The sequence below is a fragment of the Serratia sp. Res13-Sevr-LER1-36-b genome, from assembly GCF_015673035.1.
Lineage (GTDB): Bacteria > Pseudomonadota > Gammaproteobacteria > Enterobacterales > Enterobacteriaceae > Chania > Chania fonticola_C.
This window is the reverse complement of record NZ_JADACK010000013.1, coordinates 62,819-79,917: the sequence shown is the minus strand read 5'-3', so window position 1 is coordinate 79,917 and position 17,099 is coordinate 62,819. Positions and strand designations below refer to the sequence as shown.

Here is a 17,099-nt window from a genome sequence, read left to right as displayed (position 1 = left end):
CAAATATCGCCGGGTTCAACCCGGCGCTATTATTTTAAACCCCGTACTGCTCGCGATAGGCTCGCACTGCCACCAGGCTTTCGGCCATTTCCGGCTGCTCTTCCAGATAAGCAATCAGCTCCTTGAGCGTAATAATCGAGATCACTTTGCAGTGATAATCACGCTCCACTTCCTGGATCGCAGAAATGTCGGCACGGCCACGCTCCTGACGATCGAGAGAAATCAGCACACCAGCCAGGCTGGCGTTATGGGCACTGATAATTTCCATCGATTCGCGGATGGCCGTCCCGGCGGTGATCACATCATCCACCAGCATCACGCGGCCCTGCAACGGGCTGCCTACCAGCGTGCCGCCTTCGCCATGTTCCTTGGCTTCCTTACGGTTGAAGCAATAAGGCACATCGAGATTGTGATGTTCTGCCAATGCCACTGCGGTGGTGGTCGCGATCGGGATACCTTTGTAGGCTGGGCCAAACAGCAGATCGAACTCGATGCCGGAATCCACCAGCGCTTCGGCATAAAAACGCCCTAACAGCGCCAGATCACGCCCGGTATTAAACAGGCCGGCATTGAAGAAATAGGGGCTGGTACGGCCGGATTTCAGGGTGAACTCGCCGAATTTCAATACCTGCTTGCGGAGCGCAAACTCGATAAACTGGCGCTGGTAGGCTTTCATTACTGCTTCTCCTAATTTGGTCGGTAACTTTAGTTCTATTGCAGCCCGATTTCCGGGCATAAAAAAGGCGACTGCTTGGTCGCCTTTAAAAATCAGTCTGCCAGCGCCGCTTTCTGCGCCTGGAAGATGGTTTCGATGCCCCCTCGGGCCAGCGCCAGTAGCGCCAGTAGCTCATCGTGGCTGAACGGCTCACCCTCGGCGGTGCCTTGCACCTCGATCATGCGGCCATCCTCCATCATCACCACGTTCATATCGGTTTCTGCGGCGGAATCTTCCACATACTCCAGATCGCACAGCGCTTCGCCGCCAACGATGCCGACAGAAACCGCCGCCACCAGCCCCTTCATCGGGTTGGCTTTCAGTTTACCGGCGGCAACCAGCGCATTCAGCGCATCGGCCAGTGCCACACAGGCTCCGGAGATAGAAGCGGTACGGGTACCGCCATCGGCTTGCAGCACATCGCAGTCCAGAGTGATGGTGAACTCACCGAGCTTTTTCAGATCCACCGCGGCACGCAGTGAACGAGCGATCAGGCGCTGGATCTCCAACGTACGGCCACCCTGCTTGCCTTTGGCCGCTTCGCGGGCATTACGGCTGTGGGTCGAACGCGGCAACATGCCGTATTCTGCGGTGATCCACCCTTGCCCCTGGCCTTTCAAAAAGCGCGGAACGCCCTCTTCTACCGTGGCGGTGCACAAAACTTTGGTATCGCCAAACTCAACCAGCACTGAACCTTCAGCGTGTTTCGTGTAGTGACGGGTCAGTGTCAGGGGGCGAACTTGTTGTGGTGCTCTGCCTGCAGGACGCATGGGCTCTCTCCGGCTTCTTATTAACGTTTGGCTGCGCATTATACGGGCTTCGTGACGTTATGCCTATCCTGCCCGCAGGTGCAACGCTATAATCGTTCCATCTTTTCCTATTTACGGGTACGCACAATGATCCGCAGCATGACCGCCTACGCCCGGCGTGAAATCAAGGGTGAATGGGGCAGCGCAGCTTGGGAGCTGCGTTCCGTTAACCAACGCTATTTAGAAACCTACATCCGCCTGCCTGAGCAGTTCCGCAGCCTTGAGCCAGTGATCCGCGAGCGTATCCGTGGCCGCCTGACGCGCGGCAAAGTGGAGTGCAACCTGCGCTTTGAGCTCGACCCAAGCGCGCAAAGCTCGATGATCCTGAACGAAAAACTGGCCAAGCAGCTGGTTGAAGCCGCCAACTGGGTCAAAATGCAGAGCGACGAAGGGGAAATCGATCCAATCGACGTCCTGCGCTGGCCGGGCGTGATGTCCGCTCAGGAACAGGATCTGGACCTCATCAGCAACGAACTGATGCAGGCGCTGGAAGGCGCACTGGATGATTTCATCGTGGCACGCGAAAGCGAAGGCACCGCGCTGAAAGCCCTGATCGAGCAACGCCTCGACGGCGTGAGCGCCGAAGTGATCAAAGTACGCGCCCAGATGCCTAATATCCTGCAATGGCAGCGCGAACGTTTGGTCAGCAAGCTGGAAGAAGCCCAGGTGCAGTTGGAAAACACTCGCCTGGAGCAGGAGCTGGTGCTGATGGCACAGCGTATCGACGTCGCCGAAGAGCTGGATCGCCTGGAAGCGCACGTCAAAGAGACGCACAACATCCTGAAGAAGAAAGAAGCCGTTGGCCGTCGCCTCGACTTTATGATGCAGGAATTCAACCGCGAATCGAATACGCTGGCGTCCAAGTCGATCAATGCCGAAGTGACTACCTCAGCCATTGAGCTGAAGGTACTGATTGAGCAGATGCGCGAGCAAATTCAGAATATCGAGTAAGTTTTAAGCGTCATCATTGAACAGAGAGCCCGCATAACCGCGGGCTTTTTAATATCACCAATCGAGGTGTTCCTATGTCCAAATATGCGCAGGCAGCCGTTGATACGGTAAGAAAAAACCAGGAAAAATCATCACTCGATATGCGTCAAGAATGAGAGAAAACGATGATGGAGTTGAAGGCTAGCCCAATACCCGCGCCGCATCACCATCCTCCGCAATAACCCCATCGGCCAAACGGATCACACGCGGAAAGTACGTTTCAACAAAAGCATAATCATGGCTGATGGCCAGCACGGTGGTGCCTTGCGAACGGCAAACCGCTAACCAGCGGGTAAATACCCCCAACCAATAGTTATCAAAGTCACGGCTGGGTTCGTCCAACAGCAGCAGAGGCGGCGCAACGGCAGCGAGACTAGCAACGGCTACCATACGCCGCTGCCCGGCATGTAAATCCAATGGATGGGCATCCGCTACATCCGTTAGCTCACAAAGCGTCAGCGTTTGGGCAACTCGCTGCTCCAGAATCTCGCCACGCATGCCCTGATGGCGTAAGCCAAAGGCGATCTCATCGCGTACCCGGTTGCGAAATATCTGCCGTTCCGCTTCCTGAAATAATACTCCCAGCAACGGCGCACGCTGTGCCGCTTTAAGGGTGGCAATATTTCGCCCCTGTAAGAGAACCTTGCCGCCGGTCGGTTTTAGCAACCCGGCCATCAGGCGTAATAACGTGGATTTCCCGGCGCCGTTATCCCCGATCAGGGCCACCCATTCCCCTGCCTCAATGGTGAGATCCAAACCGTTAATGACGGGTTCGCTCACGCCTGGCCACTGATATTTCAGCGATTCAATCGTTAGCATAATGAAAGCCTGCCTTGCTCCAGTGCCCAGGTTTGCAGGCAATAAGCAGCAACCTTGGTGAGCGACCGTTCAAACAGCAAAATCACGCACTGCTGCTGGTTAGCGTAAGTGGCCAGCTGTTGTAACAGCTTGGTGGTAGCATCGGGGGTCAGACGGCTAAAGGCTTCATCCAGTAATAACAACCTAGGGCACATCGCTAATGCACAGGCCAGCACCACTCGCTGCGCTTCGCCGCCAGAGAGCGTGGCCGGGTGACGATGGCGTAAAGCGTGGCAATCGGTGAACGTCAGCGCCTGTTCGATACGCGCCATGATCTCGGCTTCATCCAGGCACAGATTCTCCGGCCCGAAGGCGATCTCCTCTTCGACCGTGAAGGTACAGCCGGAGAGTTGCAACTGGGGTGCCTGTTGAATGAGCTGCACCTGCTGCGCCATTTCAACCAGCGGGCGCGAACCTATTTCATCACCGAGGACCTGTCCTAGCCCCTGTAATGTGCCGGGTAAAAAATCGGGGAAACAGCCTGCCAGCAGTTGGGCAAGCGTGGTTTTTCCGCTGCCATTCCCACCGCTAATGCCATATAAACCTGGAACCTCGCAATGTAGATCGATGTTTTCCAACTGCCAGATACTACCTTGAGGAATAAAGCTCAGCGCATTCAGTGCCACAACCACAGCCAGGCTCCTATTTCCAATGCCGCCACCAACAGCAAGCCATAGCGCACGCTACGTTGCAGCGGGCTGTCGCTCGGTGCCCACAGCGTTGTGCGTCTGGGATGCAGCCGAAAAGCGCGCATATCCAGCGCCGTGCTGCGCGCGGTCAAATCATTCAACGCACTGTGGGTTAACGGGATAACCAATGCCGGAATGTAGCGCAACCGTTGATACCAATAACCGTCTAGCGGTACGCCTCGCGCCAGCTGTGCCTGGTAAATCGCGGCCAGTTGCGCGCGCAGCTGTTCGGCAACCAGCAACGGCCCAGCAAACAGGTAGGCCAGCCCGAGCGGCAAACGGCTGGCAAACAGAGCGCGAATAACACGCTGTGGCGGCACGTATTGCAGCCAGATTTGCCCAAAACTTAGCAACGCCAACAAGCGTAGCCAGAGCGCGGCAGCGTTGAGCATTTCGCTATCATCACGCGCCTCACCCCGTAGCCACCACGCCAGCCAACCGCTATGCACCAACCATAATCCACCCGCCATGGGTAACATGATCCACGCCACATAGTGCCAACGATGCCTTGTACTTTTCATCAGGATCAGCAACAGAAAGCTCACCAGGCTATAGGCTAGCAACGGATAACCAAACGGCATCAGCAAGCTGCTGGTACCCAGCACCACCCAAAGAGCCAGCGAGGTAAACGGGTGCATTAACGCACGGCGGCCATTGCAGGGAAATTACGCAGGGTTCGCTGCGACATATTACGCACCAATAGCCAGACGATGATGGCAACCAGCACTTTATCTATCAGGTTAATCCCCAGCACGGTCATTGCGACGGATTCGATCAGGTTGCTGCCCATCGAATGCACATAGGCGACAAAGAAGTCTGCACCACTGCCAGTGACCCCAGCGAAGAGATAGGTACGGATCGGCACGGCAACTATCGTTACGGCCAAGGTGATCACCACTCCGCTTAAGATCACTTTCGGTAATGTCCTGAACCAGCCGATACTCGCCAATAGGCCAGCCACCAAACCAATCACCATCGCCACCGGAGCGAATGCCGCCGCTATCGGGCCAGTGAGCAGGCCCCAGATCAGGTTGGTCAATAAACCGGTCAACATGCCGATAATCGGCCCGGCGAGGATTGCACTCAGCAAGGTACCGATAGAATCGAGAAAAATAGGCAGCTTCAACATCGATACCAACTGCCCGCCGATCATGTTGATAGCTATTGAAATCACCATCAACACCAACGTCTGACTCGATAACCCATTACGTGCCATAACAACCTCACTCAACTAGTAGGAAAATTAGCGTTGCTCGACGTTTAATTCGTCATAGCCCGAAAGCGCGCAAGGTTGTCGGTTAAATACGACATCGTTCAATTCCCCAATCACCAATTCGAGCGTGGTGCGCACGGTGCAGCCCGCCATTACATGGCCGCCAGTCATATGGCCATGCTCATCGGCCACCGCCAGATGCAGATGCTCGCCTCCGGCCTCCAACGTGCCAATCAGTGAGACCACTTCAAATTTTCCGCTCAATAACGTGGTGTCTTCGCCCCCGGCATAACGCAAAGCCACGTCGCTCAAGCTACCGACGCAACCGCTGATCCAGGCCGCAAGCAATTCCTGCTGCCGGATAAAATCACGTAGTGCAGCCAGCAAGTCTTGTTGCGGTAACAGACGCAAGGCATAAAACCGTGCCGTAGACGGCGTTGATGTCTCCACGATAAGATCCTTTACCCCAGTGGGTTTGGTGATACGGAAAATAGGGAAATGGCGTCAGGAAGGTAGGATGCTGCATGAGGGTTGTGACTCCAAATAACTCCGAACCTCGGACGTTATGCAGCATGATAGAGATTGATACGGCCGATGTATGTGACATAGGTCAGTAAAAGCGGCGGAGCTGGTATGCTGGTCAAAAGCTAAATTGGAATGGGTCTGACACTGATGCCAAAAATAAAAAGCCAGGAAACTCTGGTACGCGAGCGTAAGCGCTGGGCAGCGCTGGCGATCTTGGTGGCGGCCATTGTTGGCAGCTACCTGTGGTGGAAACAAGGGACACTGCGATACGAAGAGTGGAGCCCTAACCAGCAGTATGTGGTGCGCTATTATAAAACCTTCGAGTTTATACCGCGTTTCACCATGCCTGGCGATGGAGGGCATTACTCCGGCTACATGCGGGTTTATGACAAAAACGGCAAGCAGCTCTACGAAGAGTATTCCGACCTGCTCGACTTTGTCGAAGGCCCCTTCTGGGCAAAAGAAGGCGTCTATTGGATGGGTAACGACAATCAGGACATCGTTCGCCTACCCACCTCGCCGGTAGATTGAAGCTAGCGGACAAGTGGCCTCCAGAAGGGAGGCTTAACCCGGTCAGCTATAGGCGGCGGCCTGCTCTTCGGTGATCAGCTCCATCTTTTCAAGCTGAACCGCAATGCCGCGCAGTGAACGCCCAAGCTCCACGCTTAACGCCTCTATCGTTTTGCCACCGCTGTAGCCTTCCTCCAATAGCTTCCTGTCGTCTTCCGACCAGGGGAAATTGAAGTTAGCGGGCCTACCCTCGGCAATATTTTTCTGCCGCCGCTCCTCGGGCGATAACTTTGCCTTTTTCACCCGTTCTCGCTCGGCGTAAAACTCATCCGCCAGGGCAAACAGCATCCGGATCGTCTCTGGGGAATGAACCAGCGAGGTGTGATTCAAAAACTCCCCCGTTTCTGGGTTAATCCCCCTCGCCAACGCACGCAACGTCAGGTAGGTCTGCATCATGATTTCCGTCCTTAAAAAATCTATCCGTCATTCTCGCGGCTAGTTCCCCACCTATTGTTGCTTGCAAAACGAACTATTCAACGATTCGATCGGATCGCGTATTAACTTTGCGAAGCAAATTCCAAATTAACTCTATTTCTTGCAAGAAAATAACCACTTAAAAACCATACCCATTCGGAAATGGATAAGTAAATGTCGTCGATAATTCTCCCGGCAATCAGTGAAACAGGTTTGTCTACAATATTCACAGATAGTTTTCACTTGAAATTAATAATTTAAATTAACCACTTACCGAATTTCAGCTGATGGCGGTAAATTAAGGATTACTCCCCGCACCGCTGGCTACTTATTAAGGAGTATTTTCCCGCTAACTCTCCCTTATGTTGATTTCCCTCAATAACGCTTGGGTTATTACTGTTAGTTTGCCATGACTAAAAAACCACTGATAAGCATTAGGGAAAGCAATGGACGTCAATCGCAGACAGTTTTTTAAAATCTGCGCTGGCGGGATGGCTGGGACCACGGTGGCAGCATTAGGCTTCGCGCCAAAGGCTGCGTTAGCGGAAACGCGCAACTACAAATTATTGCGCGCCAAAGAAACCCGCAACACCTGTACCTACTGTTCCGTAGGCTGCGGTTTATTGATGTATAGCCTGGGCGATGGGGCAAAAAATGCCAAATCGACGATTTTCCATATCGAAGGCGACGCGGACCACCCGGTAAACCGCGGGGCACTGTGCCCGAAAGGCGCCGGCCTGCTGGACTATATCCACAGCGATAGCCGCCTGCGTTACCCTGAGTATCGCGCGCCGGGTTCAGATAAATGGCAGCGTATCAGTTGGAATGAGGCCTTTGACCGCATTGCCAGGCTGATGAAAAATGACCGGGATGCCAACTTCGAAGCCACCAACGCCGCTGGCGTGACGGTAAACCGTTGGCTCTCCACCGGGATGTTATGCGCCTCTGCGGCCAGTAACGAAACCGGCATGCTGACACAAAAGTTTGTCCGATCGCTGGGCATGCTGGCAGTTGATAACCAAGCGCGTGTCTGACACGGACCAACGGTAGCAAGTCTTGCTCCAACATTTGGTCGCGGTGCGATGACCAACCACTGGGTTGATATCAAAAACGCCAACGTTGTGATGGTGATGGGCGGCAACGCCGCTGAAGCGCATCCGGTGGGATTCCGCTGGGCGATGGAAGCCAAAAACAACAACGACGCCACGTTAATCGTCGTCGATCCCCGCTTTACCCGTACCGCTTCGGTCGCCGATATCTACGCGCCGATCCGCTCCGGCACCGACATTACCTTCCTGTCGGGCGTGTTGCTGTACCTGATTTCCAACAACAAGATCAACGCTGAATACGTCAAGCATTACACCAACGCCAACCTGTTGGTCCGGGATGACTTTACGTTTGAAGACGGGTTGTTCAGCGGTTATGACGAAAACAAACGTCAGTACGACAAAACCACCTGGAACTACCAGTTTGGTGAAGATGGCTATGCCTTGCGTGATGATACGCTCCAGCATCCGCGTTGCGTCTGGAACCTGCTGAAAGCACACGTTAGCCGCTACACGCCAGAAGTGGTGGAAAACATCTGCGGCACCCCGAAGGAAGATTTCCTGAAAGTGTGTGAAGTCCTGGCTTCCACCAGCGCAGCAGACCGAACCACCACCTTCCTGTACGCCCTGGGCTGGACCCAGCACACGGTCGGCGCGCAGAACATCCGCACCATGGCGATGATCCAGTTGTTGCTCGGCAACATGGGCATGGCGGGTGGTGGCATCAACGCCCTGCGCGGTCACTCCAACATTCAGGGATTGACCGACATTGGCCTGCTGTCCACCAGCCTGCCGGGCTACCTGACGCTACCTTCGGATAAACAGACCGATCTGGCGACCTATTTAGCCGCCAATACGCCAAAGGCCACCTTGCCTGGCCAGGTTAACTATTGGAACAATTACCCCAAATTCTTCGTCAGCCTGATGAAGAGCTTCTACGGCGACGCTGCCCAGAAAGAGAATAACTGGGGCTTTGATTGGTTGCCGAAGTGGGATCAGTCCTACGACGTCATGAAGTACTTCCAGATGATGGATCAGAATAAGGTCAACGGCTATATCTGCCAGGGCTTTAACCCGGTCGCCTCCTTCCCGGACAAGAATCAGGTGGTCGCCTCGCTGGCCAAGCTGAAGTATCTGGTGATCATCGACCCGTTGGTCACGGAAACCTCCAATTTCTGGCAAAACCACGGCGAGATGAACGATGTCGATACCGCATCGATCCAAACCGAAGTGTTCCGGCTGCCATCGACCTGCTTTGCCGAAGAAGACGGCTCGATCGCCAACTCCGGCCGCTGGCTGCAATGGCACTGGAAAGGCGGCGATGCCCCTGGTGAAGCGATTACCGACGGCGAGATCCTGGCCGGTCTGTACCATCGCCTGCGCCAGATGTATGGCAGTGAAGGCGGCAAAGGTGTCGAACCGTTACTGAAGATGGGCTGGCACTATGAACGGCCAGATCACCCTGAATCCGAGGAAGTAGCCAAAGACAGCAACGGCTACGCGCTGGAAGATCTGTATGACGCCAACGGCAATCTGCTGGTGAAAAAGGGCCAGTTGCTGGACTCCTTCGCGATGCTGCGCGATGACGGCAGCACGGCTTCAGCCTGCTGGATCTATACCGGCAGTTGGACCAGCAAGGGTAACCAGATGGCCAACCGTGATAACAGCGATCCGTCAGGTTTGGGCAACACGCTGGGCTGGGCCTGGGCATGGCCGCTGAACCGTCGCATTATCTACAACCGCGCCTCTGCCGACCCAATGGGTAAACCGTGGGATCCGCAACGCATGCTGATTGAATGGAACGGAACCAAATGGGTCGGGAATGATATTCCAGACTACAACACCGCCGCCCCGGGCAGCGGCGTTGGGCCGTTCATCATGCAACCGGAAGGGCTTGGCAGGCTGTTTGCGCTCGACAAAATGGCCGAAGGGCCGTTCCCGGAACACTACGAGCCGTTTGAAACGCCGTTGGGCACCAACCCACTGCATCCAAACGTGATCTCCAACCCGGCAGCCCGTCTCTATCCGTCCGACGCCAAGCGCATGGGTGACAAATCCGAGTTCCCTTACGTCGGTACCACCTATCGTCTGACCGAGCATTTCCACACCTGGACCAAGCACGCGCGCCTTAACGCGATCATGCAGCCGGAACAGTTCGTGGAAATCAGTGAACGTCTGGCGAAGGAAAAAGGGATTGAGCAAGGCGATACCGTCAAGGTCAGCAGCAAACGCGGCTTTATCAAGGCAAAAGCCGTGGTGACCCGCCGTCTGCAAACCCTGAAGGTTAACGGGCAGGATGTCGACACCATCGGTATTCCACTGCATTGGGGCTTTGAAGGGGCAGCCCGCAAAGGCTATCTGGCCAACACCCTGACGCCGTTTGTCGGCGATGCCAACTCGCAAACGCCGGAATACAAGGCGTTTCTGGTTAACGTGGAAAAGGTGTAAGGAGCCGAATTTATGTCCATGCAATCCCAAGACATTATCAAACGTTCGGCCACCAACACCCTGACACCGCCTCCACAAGCGCGTGACTACAAGGTTGAGGTCGCCAAGCTGATTGACGTTTCCACCTGCATTGGTTGCAAGGCCTGTCAGGTGGCCTGTTCCGAATGGAACGACATTCGCGATGAAGTGGGCCACTGCGTCGGGGTTTATGACAATCCCGCCGATCTGAGTGCCAAATCCTGGACGCTGATGCGTTTCTCGGAAGTGGAGCAGAACGGCAAGCTGGAATGGCTGATCCGCAAGGATGGCTGCATGCATTGCGCAGATCCAGGTTGCCTGAAGGCCTGCCCGTCTGCTGGCGCGATTATCCAATATGCCAACGGCATCGTGGATTTTCAGTCCGAGCACTGCATCGGCTGTGGTTACTGCATCAGCGGCTGCCCGTTCAACATTCCACGACTGAACCCGCAAGACAACCGGGCGTACAAATGTACCCTGTGCGTTGACCGCGTCAGCGTGGGCCAGGAACCGGCCTGTGTGAAGACTTGCCCGACAGGTGCTATCCACTTTGGCACCAAGGCAGAAATGCTGGACGTGGCACAAGAGCGGGTCGAAAAGCTGAAGAAACGCGGCTTTGAGCATGCGGGCGTGTATAACCCGCAAGGTGTTGGCGGCACCCACGTGATGTACGTACTGCACCATGCCGATAACCCCGAGCTGTACCACAATCTGCCAAAAGACCCGCATATCGATCTGTCGATCGGGCTGTGGAAAAGCGTGCTCAAACCCTTATCCGTGGCAGGCTTTATCGCCACCTTTGCCGGTTTGATTTACCACTACATCGGCATTGGCCCGAACAAGGAAGTGGATGATGAAGACGAGGAGGACCATCATGAGCAAAAGTAAAATGATCGTTCGCACCAAGTTTATCGACCGGGCCTGTCACTGGACGGTAGTCATCTGCTTCTTCCTGGTGTCGCTGTCCGGCATTGCGCTGTTCTTCCCAACGCTACAATGGCTGACCGAGACCTTTGGTACGCCGCAGATGGGCCGTATCCTGCATCCTTTCTTTGGCGTGCTGATCTTTATCGCGCTGATGTTTATGTTCTTCCGCTTTGTGAAGCATAACATCCCCGAGAAAGAGGACTTGCCGTGGGTCAAAGGCATCGTGGAAGTGTTGAAGGGCAATGAGCATAAGGTTGCTGACGTCGGCAAATATAATGCCGGCCAGAAGATGATGTTCTGGAGCATCATGAGCATGATTTTCGTGCTGTTGATCACCGGCATTATCATTTGGCGCCCTTATTTCGCCCACAACTTCCCGATCCCGGTGATCCGCTATGCGCTGTTGATCCACGCCGCGTCGGCGATCGTCCTGATCCACGCCATTCTGATCCATATGTATATGGCATTCTGGGTGAAAGGCTCGATCAAAGGCATGATTGAAGGCAAGGTCAGCCGCCGCTGGGCGAAGAAGCATCACCCCCGCTGGTACCGTAAGGTCGAGGCTGAAGAGCAGAAAGACGAGCGGTAACCCGTTGAAATTCGCCCCTTCGAATGAGGGGGCGATTATCTCCTCAAGCTACCACTGAACCATCAAAGATCTGCTGCATGCTTTCGATCAGGCTCAGCAATTCACTATTGGCCCCAGGCTTCCACAGTGCCACCATCGGGTGCATCAACCCCTGTTTCCCCAATTCCGTATCGAGCCGCTCTACCTGCGGCAAGTGCTGCATGTTCAGATGCGTTGGCAGGAATGCCCATCCCAGCCCGGCGGTTAACAACGTTTGCAGCAACGCTGGTTCATTGACGACCTGAATGCGATCGGCGATTTGCAGGCGCTTCGCCATCGGCTCGGGCAGGTCATAAAAGGGAATAAGTTGGGTGCTGGATGCCAGCGACAGCAAGGTGACCGGGCTACCTGCGGGGAAAAAACCCTCGCGAGCATAGGCGGCCAGCTCAATAGCCCCCAGGGCTCGCCACTTAAATTTTTCGCCAATCGAGCGGTTGATCGCCTGATAAACGCCAATATCCGCCACCTCCTCTGCCAACGCCAGCTCACCCTCGCCACGCTCCATCATCAGCAAGTCAAGCTGAATGCCGCGCTGGCCCAAAAACATCGCCAGTTCCGTTAAAAAAACGCGCGGAGTAAACGGGTCATAGCACAGCGTCAGTTTCTGCCGCACCTGCTGCGGAATATGCTGGGCCAGCAAGCTAAGGGCCTCTGCCTCCTGCAAAAACAGCCGAGCTTGCCGGTAAAGGCGTTGTCCCGCCTCGGTCAGTTGTAATGGGCGGGTACGGCGATCGCACAGTGAATAGCCTAGATCCAACTCCAGATTTTCGATCAGTTCACTGACGGTAGTGCGATCCTTCCCCAACCGCTTGGCGGCCTGGGTGAGATTGCCGGTCTCGCAAACGCTGGCGAAAGCTTCAATCTGCGCCAACGAAAAACCTATCTTCCCCATCTCTCCTCCACAAAATCGCGGGGGATTTCCCCCCGTTCATCCACTCTACGATATGAGTTCGCGGGCTTACCATTATTTTGTTCACCTCATTCAGGTAAGGAAAAAACCATGAAAAAATTCACACACAGCGTATCAGCCCTACTGGTAGGTGCTGCACTCAGCGTCAGCCTGACAACCGGGGCACAAGCCTGCACCCGCGCCTTTATGAATATGTATCCGGGCTATATGGTTAGCGCCCGTAATCTGGATTTCTTCGGGCCGGTAGACCCCTCACTGGTGATCACGCCACGCGGGATTGCGCATAACGGTGGGGATGCGAAGAACGCCGCCCAGTGGCAAACCCAATACGGCAGCGTCGTGGTTTACGCCGATGGCGTGTTCCCAATGGACGGTATGAATGAAAAGGGGCTAGCGGGCCATACGCTGTTTTATATGAACGGCAACCAGGTGCAGCAGGACAATCAGGACAAGCCGGTGATCGAAAGCCGCGCCTGGTTGAGCTATATCCTGGATAATTACGCCACCGTTGAGGAAGCGGTTAAAGCCATCCGTAGCGATGTGCGCCTGGCCGCCGCCCATATGCCTATCGATTACGCTTCGGATACCAAACACATCGCGATCGAAGACGTTAGTGGTGACTCGGCCATCATCGAGATCGATAACGGCAAAGTGAACATCTATCACGACAAAAATTATCGGGTGATGACCAATCCCCCTTCTTACGACCAACAACTCAAAAACCTGGCCAAGTACCAGAATGCCAAGCGCAGCGAGATCCCTGGTGGCTTGGAAGCGGATGAGCGCCTGGTGCGCGCCAGCTATGATTTGAAAAATCTGCCGCAGCCGGACAATAAAAACCAGGCACAGGGCTTCATCTTATCGGTGCTTAATAATGTGGCTTACCCGATCGGCTCACCAGCAGAGCCAAGCGAACAAAAGGTCACCGACATGTATGCCAAATACAGCAAGCGCCCGGACCAAAACAAAGGCATCGGGACTTACTGGACGGCGATTTCAGATCTGAGCCATGCGGAGTATCACTTCAAGTCGGCCTTTGCGGCCTCGCAGGTTTGGGTTCCGCTGCATGACATCAACTTCAGCCAAGGGCAGCCGGTGCGTAAGATCGCCCATCTTAACGACTATGCCCAGCAGGGTTGGGAAGGTAACGTGTTAACCCAGGCGAAATAGCGCTCAATCCCCCATTTCAATAGGGGTAATTTCACGATCAAACGCTGCTGGCCGCCGATGGCCAGCAATAATCTGAACGCATAGCTCTCGCCTAAAGTATTTTGTTCTAATCGTCATGCGGGTAATGAAAGGCACCACAGCCTGTGGCTAAATAGCGCTTTCCTAGCCTGTATGTCGTTCGGAGTTTTTATGTCGCAAATTTTGTAATTTATTTTTGTCTTAGTGCTTATTGCAACTCTCGATTTTTAGCCTCACGATATTTATGTTCTTTTGCAATAAAATGAAGGGACATATCCTGTGGAAAACAGGTAACCATTCCATCCCTGTCGATCAACAGCTATCTCCATTCTCATGTCTTTTTCTAAATAAAAGACAGGCAAAATATCCTTTAAATCAGGCATTAAGGCGTCATCGGCTGGTGTTTTGACAGTTAATGTTGATTTTACATGCAATAAATGCCCCGTTTTGTGCATAATAAAATAGGTTTTGCGGCTCACATTGTATTGACGTTTCTCTTTCTCTAGCTGGCCTTTGATTACCACAAAACCATTATCCCCGTTTAAAAAATATGTCATTACCAGCGAAATTGCACTATCTTCTTTCTTGACAATGAGCGTTGTATCGCACGAAAAGTGCGCATCACGCCAATAACCAACGCCTGTAAACAACCATTTCCCTAGCATTATGCATGTAATAGCAATGGCTGATGCATATATAAATAAAAAAAACGTTTTTTTAATCACGATTGATTCTCTATATAGTAATTGGAGATACAATCATTTCGGCTTAGATACGAAAATTCATCCCGACACTTTATAACGGAAACCCTGGGTATGAACTGAAAAGTTGAGAAATAGACTACTTCGCCACCTTGACAACTGACCGGATTTTTAGCATTAAACTTATAAAAGTCATCTTCTGTGCTTCTATTTTCATTAATATTAACCCGACAACCATTTATATTGCCAATATTATGAAACATTGATGAATAGCTCTCCGAAAGAAATATCCCCCCTCCGACGAACAACGATATGAATGCAAGTATGCCAAAGGCAAAATGCATTATTCGCTTACTTCTTAATGATTCTGGATGATGCGTTAAAACTTGGGTTTGTACTGGTATCTCTTCAACTGGGCGAGCAGATACTTGATCTTGTGATGAAATAGTTGAGATGTTGGCCTGAACGTCTTGTACGTCTTGTACGTCTTGTACGCCTTGGACTTCTTGGGCTTCTTGGGCTTCTTGGGCTTCTTGAGCAACCTGAACGCCACTAGATAACGGTATAATTTTAATAGAACTCGGTATCAATAAACCTTTTCTGGGGACTGTTTTGATCACTTCGCAATCAATACCACATTGCCTGAGCCCTTTACGCAGAGTGAGGATATTCTGATAGTACGTATTGTCACTGACATGAAGCCCATATTGCTCCCACCCTATTTGCATGAGAGTGCCCTTAGTGATGAGGACTCCATGATTTTTTATCAGGTGGAGAAAACATTCAGAAGCTGAGACAAGGATAGGGAACTCAACTCCATTACTAATTGATTTAAAGATATTTTCCATGGGACAAAAGATAACAGCATCCGCGATCACAAAGCATGATGATGTCTCCTGGTCGCTGGTCTTAATGACGTTATCCATTACATTACCTCCATTAAATAATGTGAATATTATGACATTAAGCTACGACTCTCGCTTTGATCTGTGTCTAAGAATTTTCTGTAAGACCAATAAATGAGCAGGCCACCACCTTAAATTAACACTGTGCTTAGTAAGGTAATTTCGCGATGAATTATTATTTACTGATTAGTATCAATTAGTTATGGTTTCTTTGGTGATCAATGGTTTCAACTATGACGAAGATTGGCAATTTTCACAGAACTAATACCTCAGTCGCATTAATTACTTGATGCCATGGTGTTATTTTAACATTTTCATTATCAACATGGGGAGGAAAGTCATTTAAGTCGCATTAACCCCTTGATATTTTGTTATAATTTTAACATTGTGGCTATCGACATTAATATCAGAATTTTCGAGTCGGTAGCGTCTTCAAGGATGGTATTCTCAGTACGCCCATAAAGAAACAATTTAGCTTAACACAATCTTTATCCTTAAATATCATATTGTTAGAGTCGTAAATTAAGAACCTCTATGTTGGTACGCAGGGGTTGAATCATTAACATCATTACCCACCAGAACCCAAAAAAAGCTTATTAATTTTTATTGAGTTTACTTTATTCTTAGAATAGCTAACATTGAAGTCAGATAATTCTTACCAACAACGCAAAGAGACACAACTTCTCATTTGCTAGTTTATCTTAGCCTTATTTTCTATACATATAGAACTTAAGAATTATAAGAGAGATGAGATTAATATCATGAGTGAATTTAACTGCCTGCCTGAGGTAGATGGGCTACATGGAACCATTATGGATAATGGAGCAATCAAATTATCTTATGATTCCCCTGTCAAAAATATTAACTATTATATAGTCACAGACAATATGTACTTTAGTCTAGGTGTCGTAAAGTATATTGAAAACACCATCAGTAAGATAGCACCAGGAAAACTAAACGCTGGTATTTCCATCCAGTGCTATCTCTCTGGAAAAGTACTCTCTGTTTATGAAGATATTCATAGAAACGCTTACTTAAGAAAAACCTCACACGTCATTATTGCAGACAAAGACTTTTTACATATGCTAGGGCTTGGGGTAAATGAAGAGATTTCACGATCTGTCTCTTTCATATCAAGCGAGGATTGTAATTTAAGCTATTTTGACAAAATGCTAAACTCACATAACTCTGATCATTCTCAACAATTCCGGGTACGTGAACACTCCTCATTCTGGAGTCTAAACCAGAGAGAGAAGCGTATATGCTTTTATCTATATAATGGTTTTACTCCATCTTTTATAGGCTCATTGCTGGGGATTCACTCTAAAACTGTCAGCTACTATCGCATGAGAATAATGAAAAAAATAGGATGTGAACGAAAAGGAGATTTTAATAAAGCGTTGATTAATTATTATAGGTATAGATTATGCCGACTCTAGTTTATTATACTTAGGATTTATTTAACCAGAAAACATTGAGAATAATTTCAGATGTAACTAATTAGAGAACATATTTTATTACTCAACCGATACATTCCTAAAACTA

18 protein-coding genes are annotated in these 17,099 nt (G+C 51.4%); 7 read left to right on the top strand and 11 right to left on the bottom strand.

Features of this window, described 5'->3' with window-relative positions:
* Positions 1-34: 34 nt before the first annotated feature.
* Both pyrE and rph read right to left on the bottom strand, forming a co-directional pair.
* Complete coding sequence (gene pyrE, locus IMQ33_RS08315; RefSeq protein WP_024482926.1) at positions 35-676, bottom strand: orotate phosphoribosyltransferase; 642 nt, start codon at positions 674-676, stop codon at positions 35-37.
* A gap of 92 nt (positions 677-768) precedes the next feature.
* The gene (gene rph / locus IMQ33_RS08310; RefSeq protein WP_037376445.1) at positions 769-1,485 is read right to left on the bottom strand and encodes a ribonuclease PH; all 717 of its coding nucleotides are present in this window, start codon (positions 1,483-1,485) and stop codon (positions 769-771) included.
* A 126-nt stretch (positions 1,486-1,611) separates the two neighbouring features.
* Between rph and IMQ33_RS08305 the strand changes: the two genes are divergently transcribed.
* Entirely contained in the window at positions 1,612-2,475 is an 864-nt protein-coding gene (locus IMQ33_RS08305; protein WP_021181835.1) for a YicC/YloC family endoribonuclease, read from the top strand.
* A 180-nt stretch (positions 2,476-2,655) separates the two neighbouring features.
* On the opposite strand, the gene IMQ33_RS08300 is transcribed toward IMQ33_RS08305, so the two are convergent.
* Genes IMQ33_RS08300 through IMQ33_RS08280 form a run of 5 tightly spaced genes read right to left on the bottom strand, consistent with a single transcriptional unit; the run spans position 2,656 to position 5,727 of the window.
* Positions 2,656-3,333 (bottom strand): energy-coupling factor ABC transporter ATP-binding protein, encoded by a 678-nt coding sequence (locus IMQ33_RS08300; protein WP_196061728.1) that lies wholly within the window; start codon positions 3,331-3,333, stop codon positions 2,656-2,658.
* Entirely contained in the window at positions 3,327-4,004 is a 678-nt protein-coding gene (locus IMQ33_RS08295) for an energy-coupling factor ABC transporter ATP-binding protein (RefSeq protein ID WP_370571871.1), read from the bottom strand. Before IMQ33_RS08295 ends, IMQ33_RS08300 begins: the two co-directional genes overlap by 7 nt.
* Positions 3,989-4,699, bottom strand: a complete 711-nt coding sequence (locus tag IMQ33_RS08290; RefSeq protein ID WP_196061727.1) for an energy-coupling factor transporter transmembrane component T — start codon at positions 4,697-4,699, stop codon at positions 3,989-3,991. Before IMQ33_RS08290 ends, IMQ33_RS08295 begins: the two co-directional genes overlap by 16 nt.
* Positions 4,699-5,277, bottom strand: a complete 579-nt coding sequence (locus IMQ33_RS08285) for an ECF transporter S component (protein ID WP_021807285.1) — start codon at positions 5,275-5,277, stop codon at positions 4,699-4,701. The genes IMQ33_RS08290 and IMQ33_RS08285 overlap by 1 nt, the downstream gene beginning before the upstream one ends.
* A 27-nt stretch (positions 5,278-5,304) precedes the next feature.
* On the bottom strand, positions 5,305-5,727 hold the full coding sequence (locus tag IMQ33_RS08280) for a PPC domain-containing DNA-binding protein (RefSeq protein WP_186529291.1): 423 nt from the start codon (positions 5,725-5,727) through the stop codon (positions 5,305-5,307).
* Positions 5,728-5,946: 219 nt separating this feature from the next.
* Between IMQ33_RS08280 and IMQ33_RS08275 the strand changes: the two genes are divergently transcribed.
* Positions 5,947-6,330, top strand: a complete 384-nt coding sequence (locus tag IMQ33_RS08275) for a hypothetical protein (RefSeq protein WP_196061726.1) — start codon at positions 5,947-5,949, stop codon at positions 6,328-6,330.
* A gap of 42 nt (positions 6,331-6,372) precedes the next feature.
* On the opposite strand, the gene IMQ33_RS08270 is transcribed toward IMQ33_RS08275, so the two are convergent.
* Positions 6,373-6,762: a hypothetical protein gene (locus tag IMQ33_RS08270; protein WP_196061749.1), complete on the bottom strand. Its 390-nt coding sequence runs from the start codon at positions 6,760-6,762 to the stop codon at positions 6,373-6,375.
* 467 nt (positions 6,763-7,229) lie between these two features.
* Here IMQ33_RS08270 and fdnG point away from each other — a divergent pair, with 467 nt between their 5' ends.
* From fdnG to fdnI, 3 genes are read left to right on the top strand one after another with little or no spacing between them, the layout of a single operon-like run.
* The gene (gene fdnG, locus IMQ33_RS08265) at positions 7,230-10,277 is read left to right on the top strand and encodes a formate dehydrogenase-N subunit alpha (protein WP_196061725.1); all 3,048 of its coding nucleotides are present in this window, start codon (positions 7,230-7,232) and stop codon (positions 10,275-10,277) included.
* A 12-nt stretch (positions 10,278-10,289) separates the two neighbouring features.
* A complete protein-coding gene (fdxH, locus tag IMQ33_RS08260) occupies positions 10,290-11,183 on the top strand; it encodes a formate dehydrogenase subunit beta (RefSeq protein WP_024527856.1) in 894 nt (297 codons plus the stop codon).
* Complete coding sequence (gene fdnI, locus IMQ33_RS08255) at positions 11,170-11,811, top strand: formate dehydrogenase-N subunit gamma (RefSeq protein WP_024527855.1); 642 nt, start codon at positions 11,170-11,172, stop codon at positions 11,809-11,811. Before fdxH ends, fdnI begins: the two co-directional genes overlap by 14 nt.
* Positions 11,812-11,854: 43 nt before the next feature.
* On the opposite strand, the gene IMQ33_RS08250 is transcribed toward fdnI, so the two are convergent.
* On the bottom strand, positions 11,855-12,742 hold the full coding sequence (locus tag IMQ33_RS08250; protein ID WP_024527854.1) for a LysR family transcriptional regulator: 888 nt from the start codon (positions 12,740-12,742) through the stop codon (positions 11,855-11,857).
* Positions 12,743-12,850: 108 nt separating this feature from the next.
* Between IMQ33_RS08250 and IMQ33_RS08245 the strand changes: the two genes are divergently transcribed.
* Positions 12,851-13,930 carry a linear amide C-N hydrolase gene (locus IMQ33_RS08245; RefSeq protein ID WP_196061724.1) on the top strand — a complete coding sequence of 360 codons (1,080 nt, stop codon included), beginning with the start codon at positions 12,851-12,853 and terminating at the stop codon, positions 13,928-13,930.
* Positions 13,931-14,190: 260 nt separating this feature from the next.
* On the opposite strand, the gene IMQ33_RS08240 is transcribed toward IMQ33_RS08245, so the two are convergent.
* On the bottom strand, positions 14,191-14,673 hold the full coding sequence (locus tag IMQ33_RS08240; protein WP_098929398.1) for a hypothetical protein: 483 nt from the start codon (positions 14,671-14,673) through the stop codon (positions 14,191-14,193).
* Positions 14,670-15,575, bottom strand: coding sequence for a hypothetical protein (locus IMQ33_RS08235; RefSeq protein WP_196061723.1), 906 nt, complete (start codon positions 15,573-15,575; stop codon positions 14,670-14,672). Before IMQ33_RS08235 ends, IMQ33_RS08240 begins: the two co-directional genes overlap by 4 nt.
* A 740-nt stretch (positions 15,576-16,315) precedes the next feature.
* Between IMQ33_RS08235 and IMQ33_RS08230 the strand changes: the two genes are divergently transcribed.
* Complete coding sequence (locus tag IMQ33_RS08230) at positions 16,316-16,993, top strand: LuxR C-terminal-related transcriptional regulator (RefSeq protein WP_081375779.1); 678 nt, start codon at positions 16,316-16,318, stop codon at positions 16,991-16,993.
* Positions 16,994-17,099 lie beyond the last annotated feature (106 nt).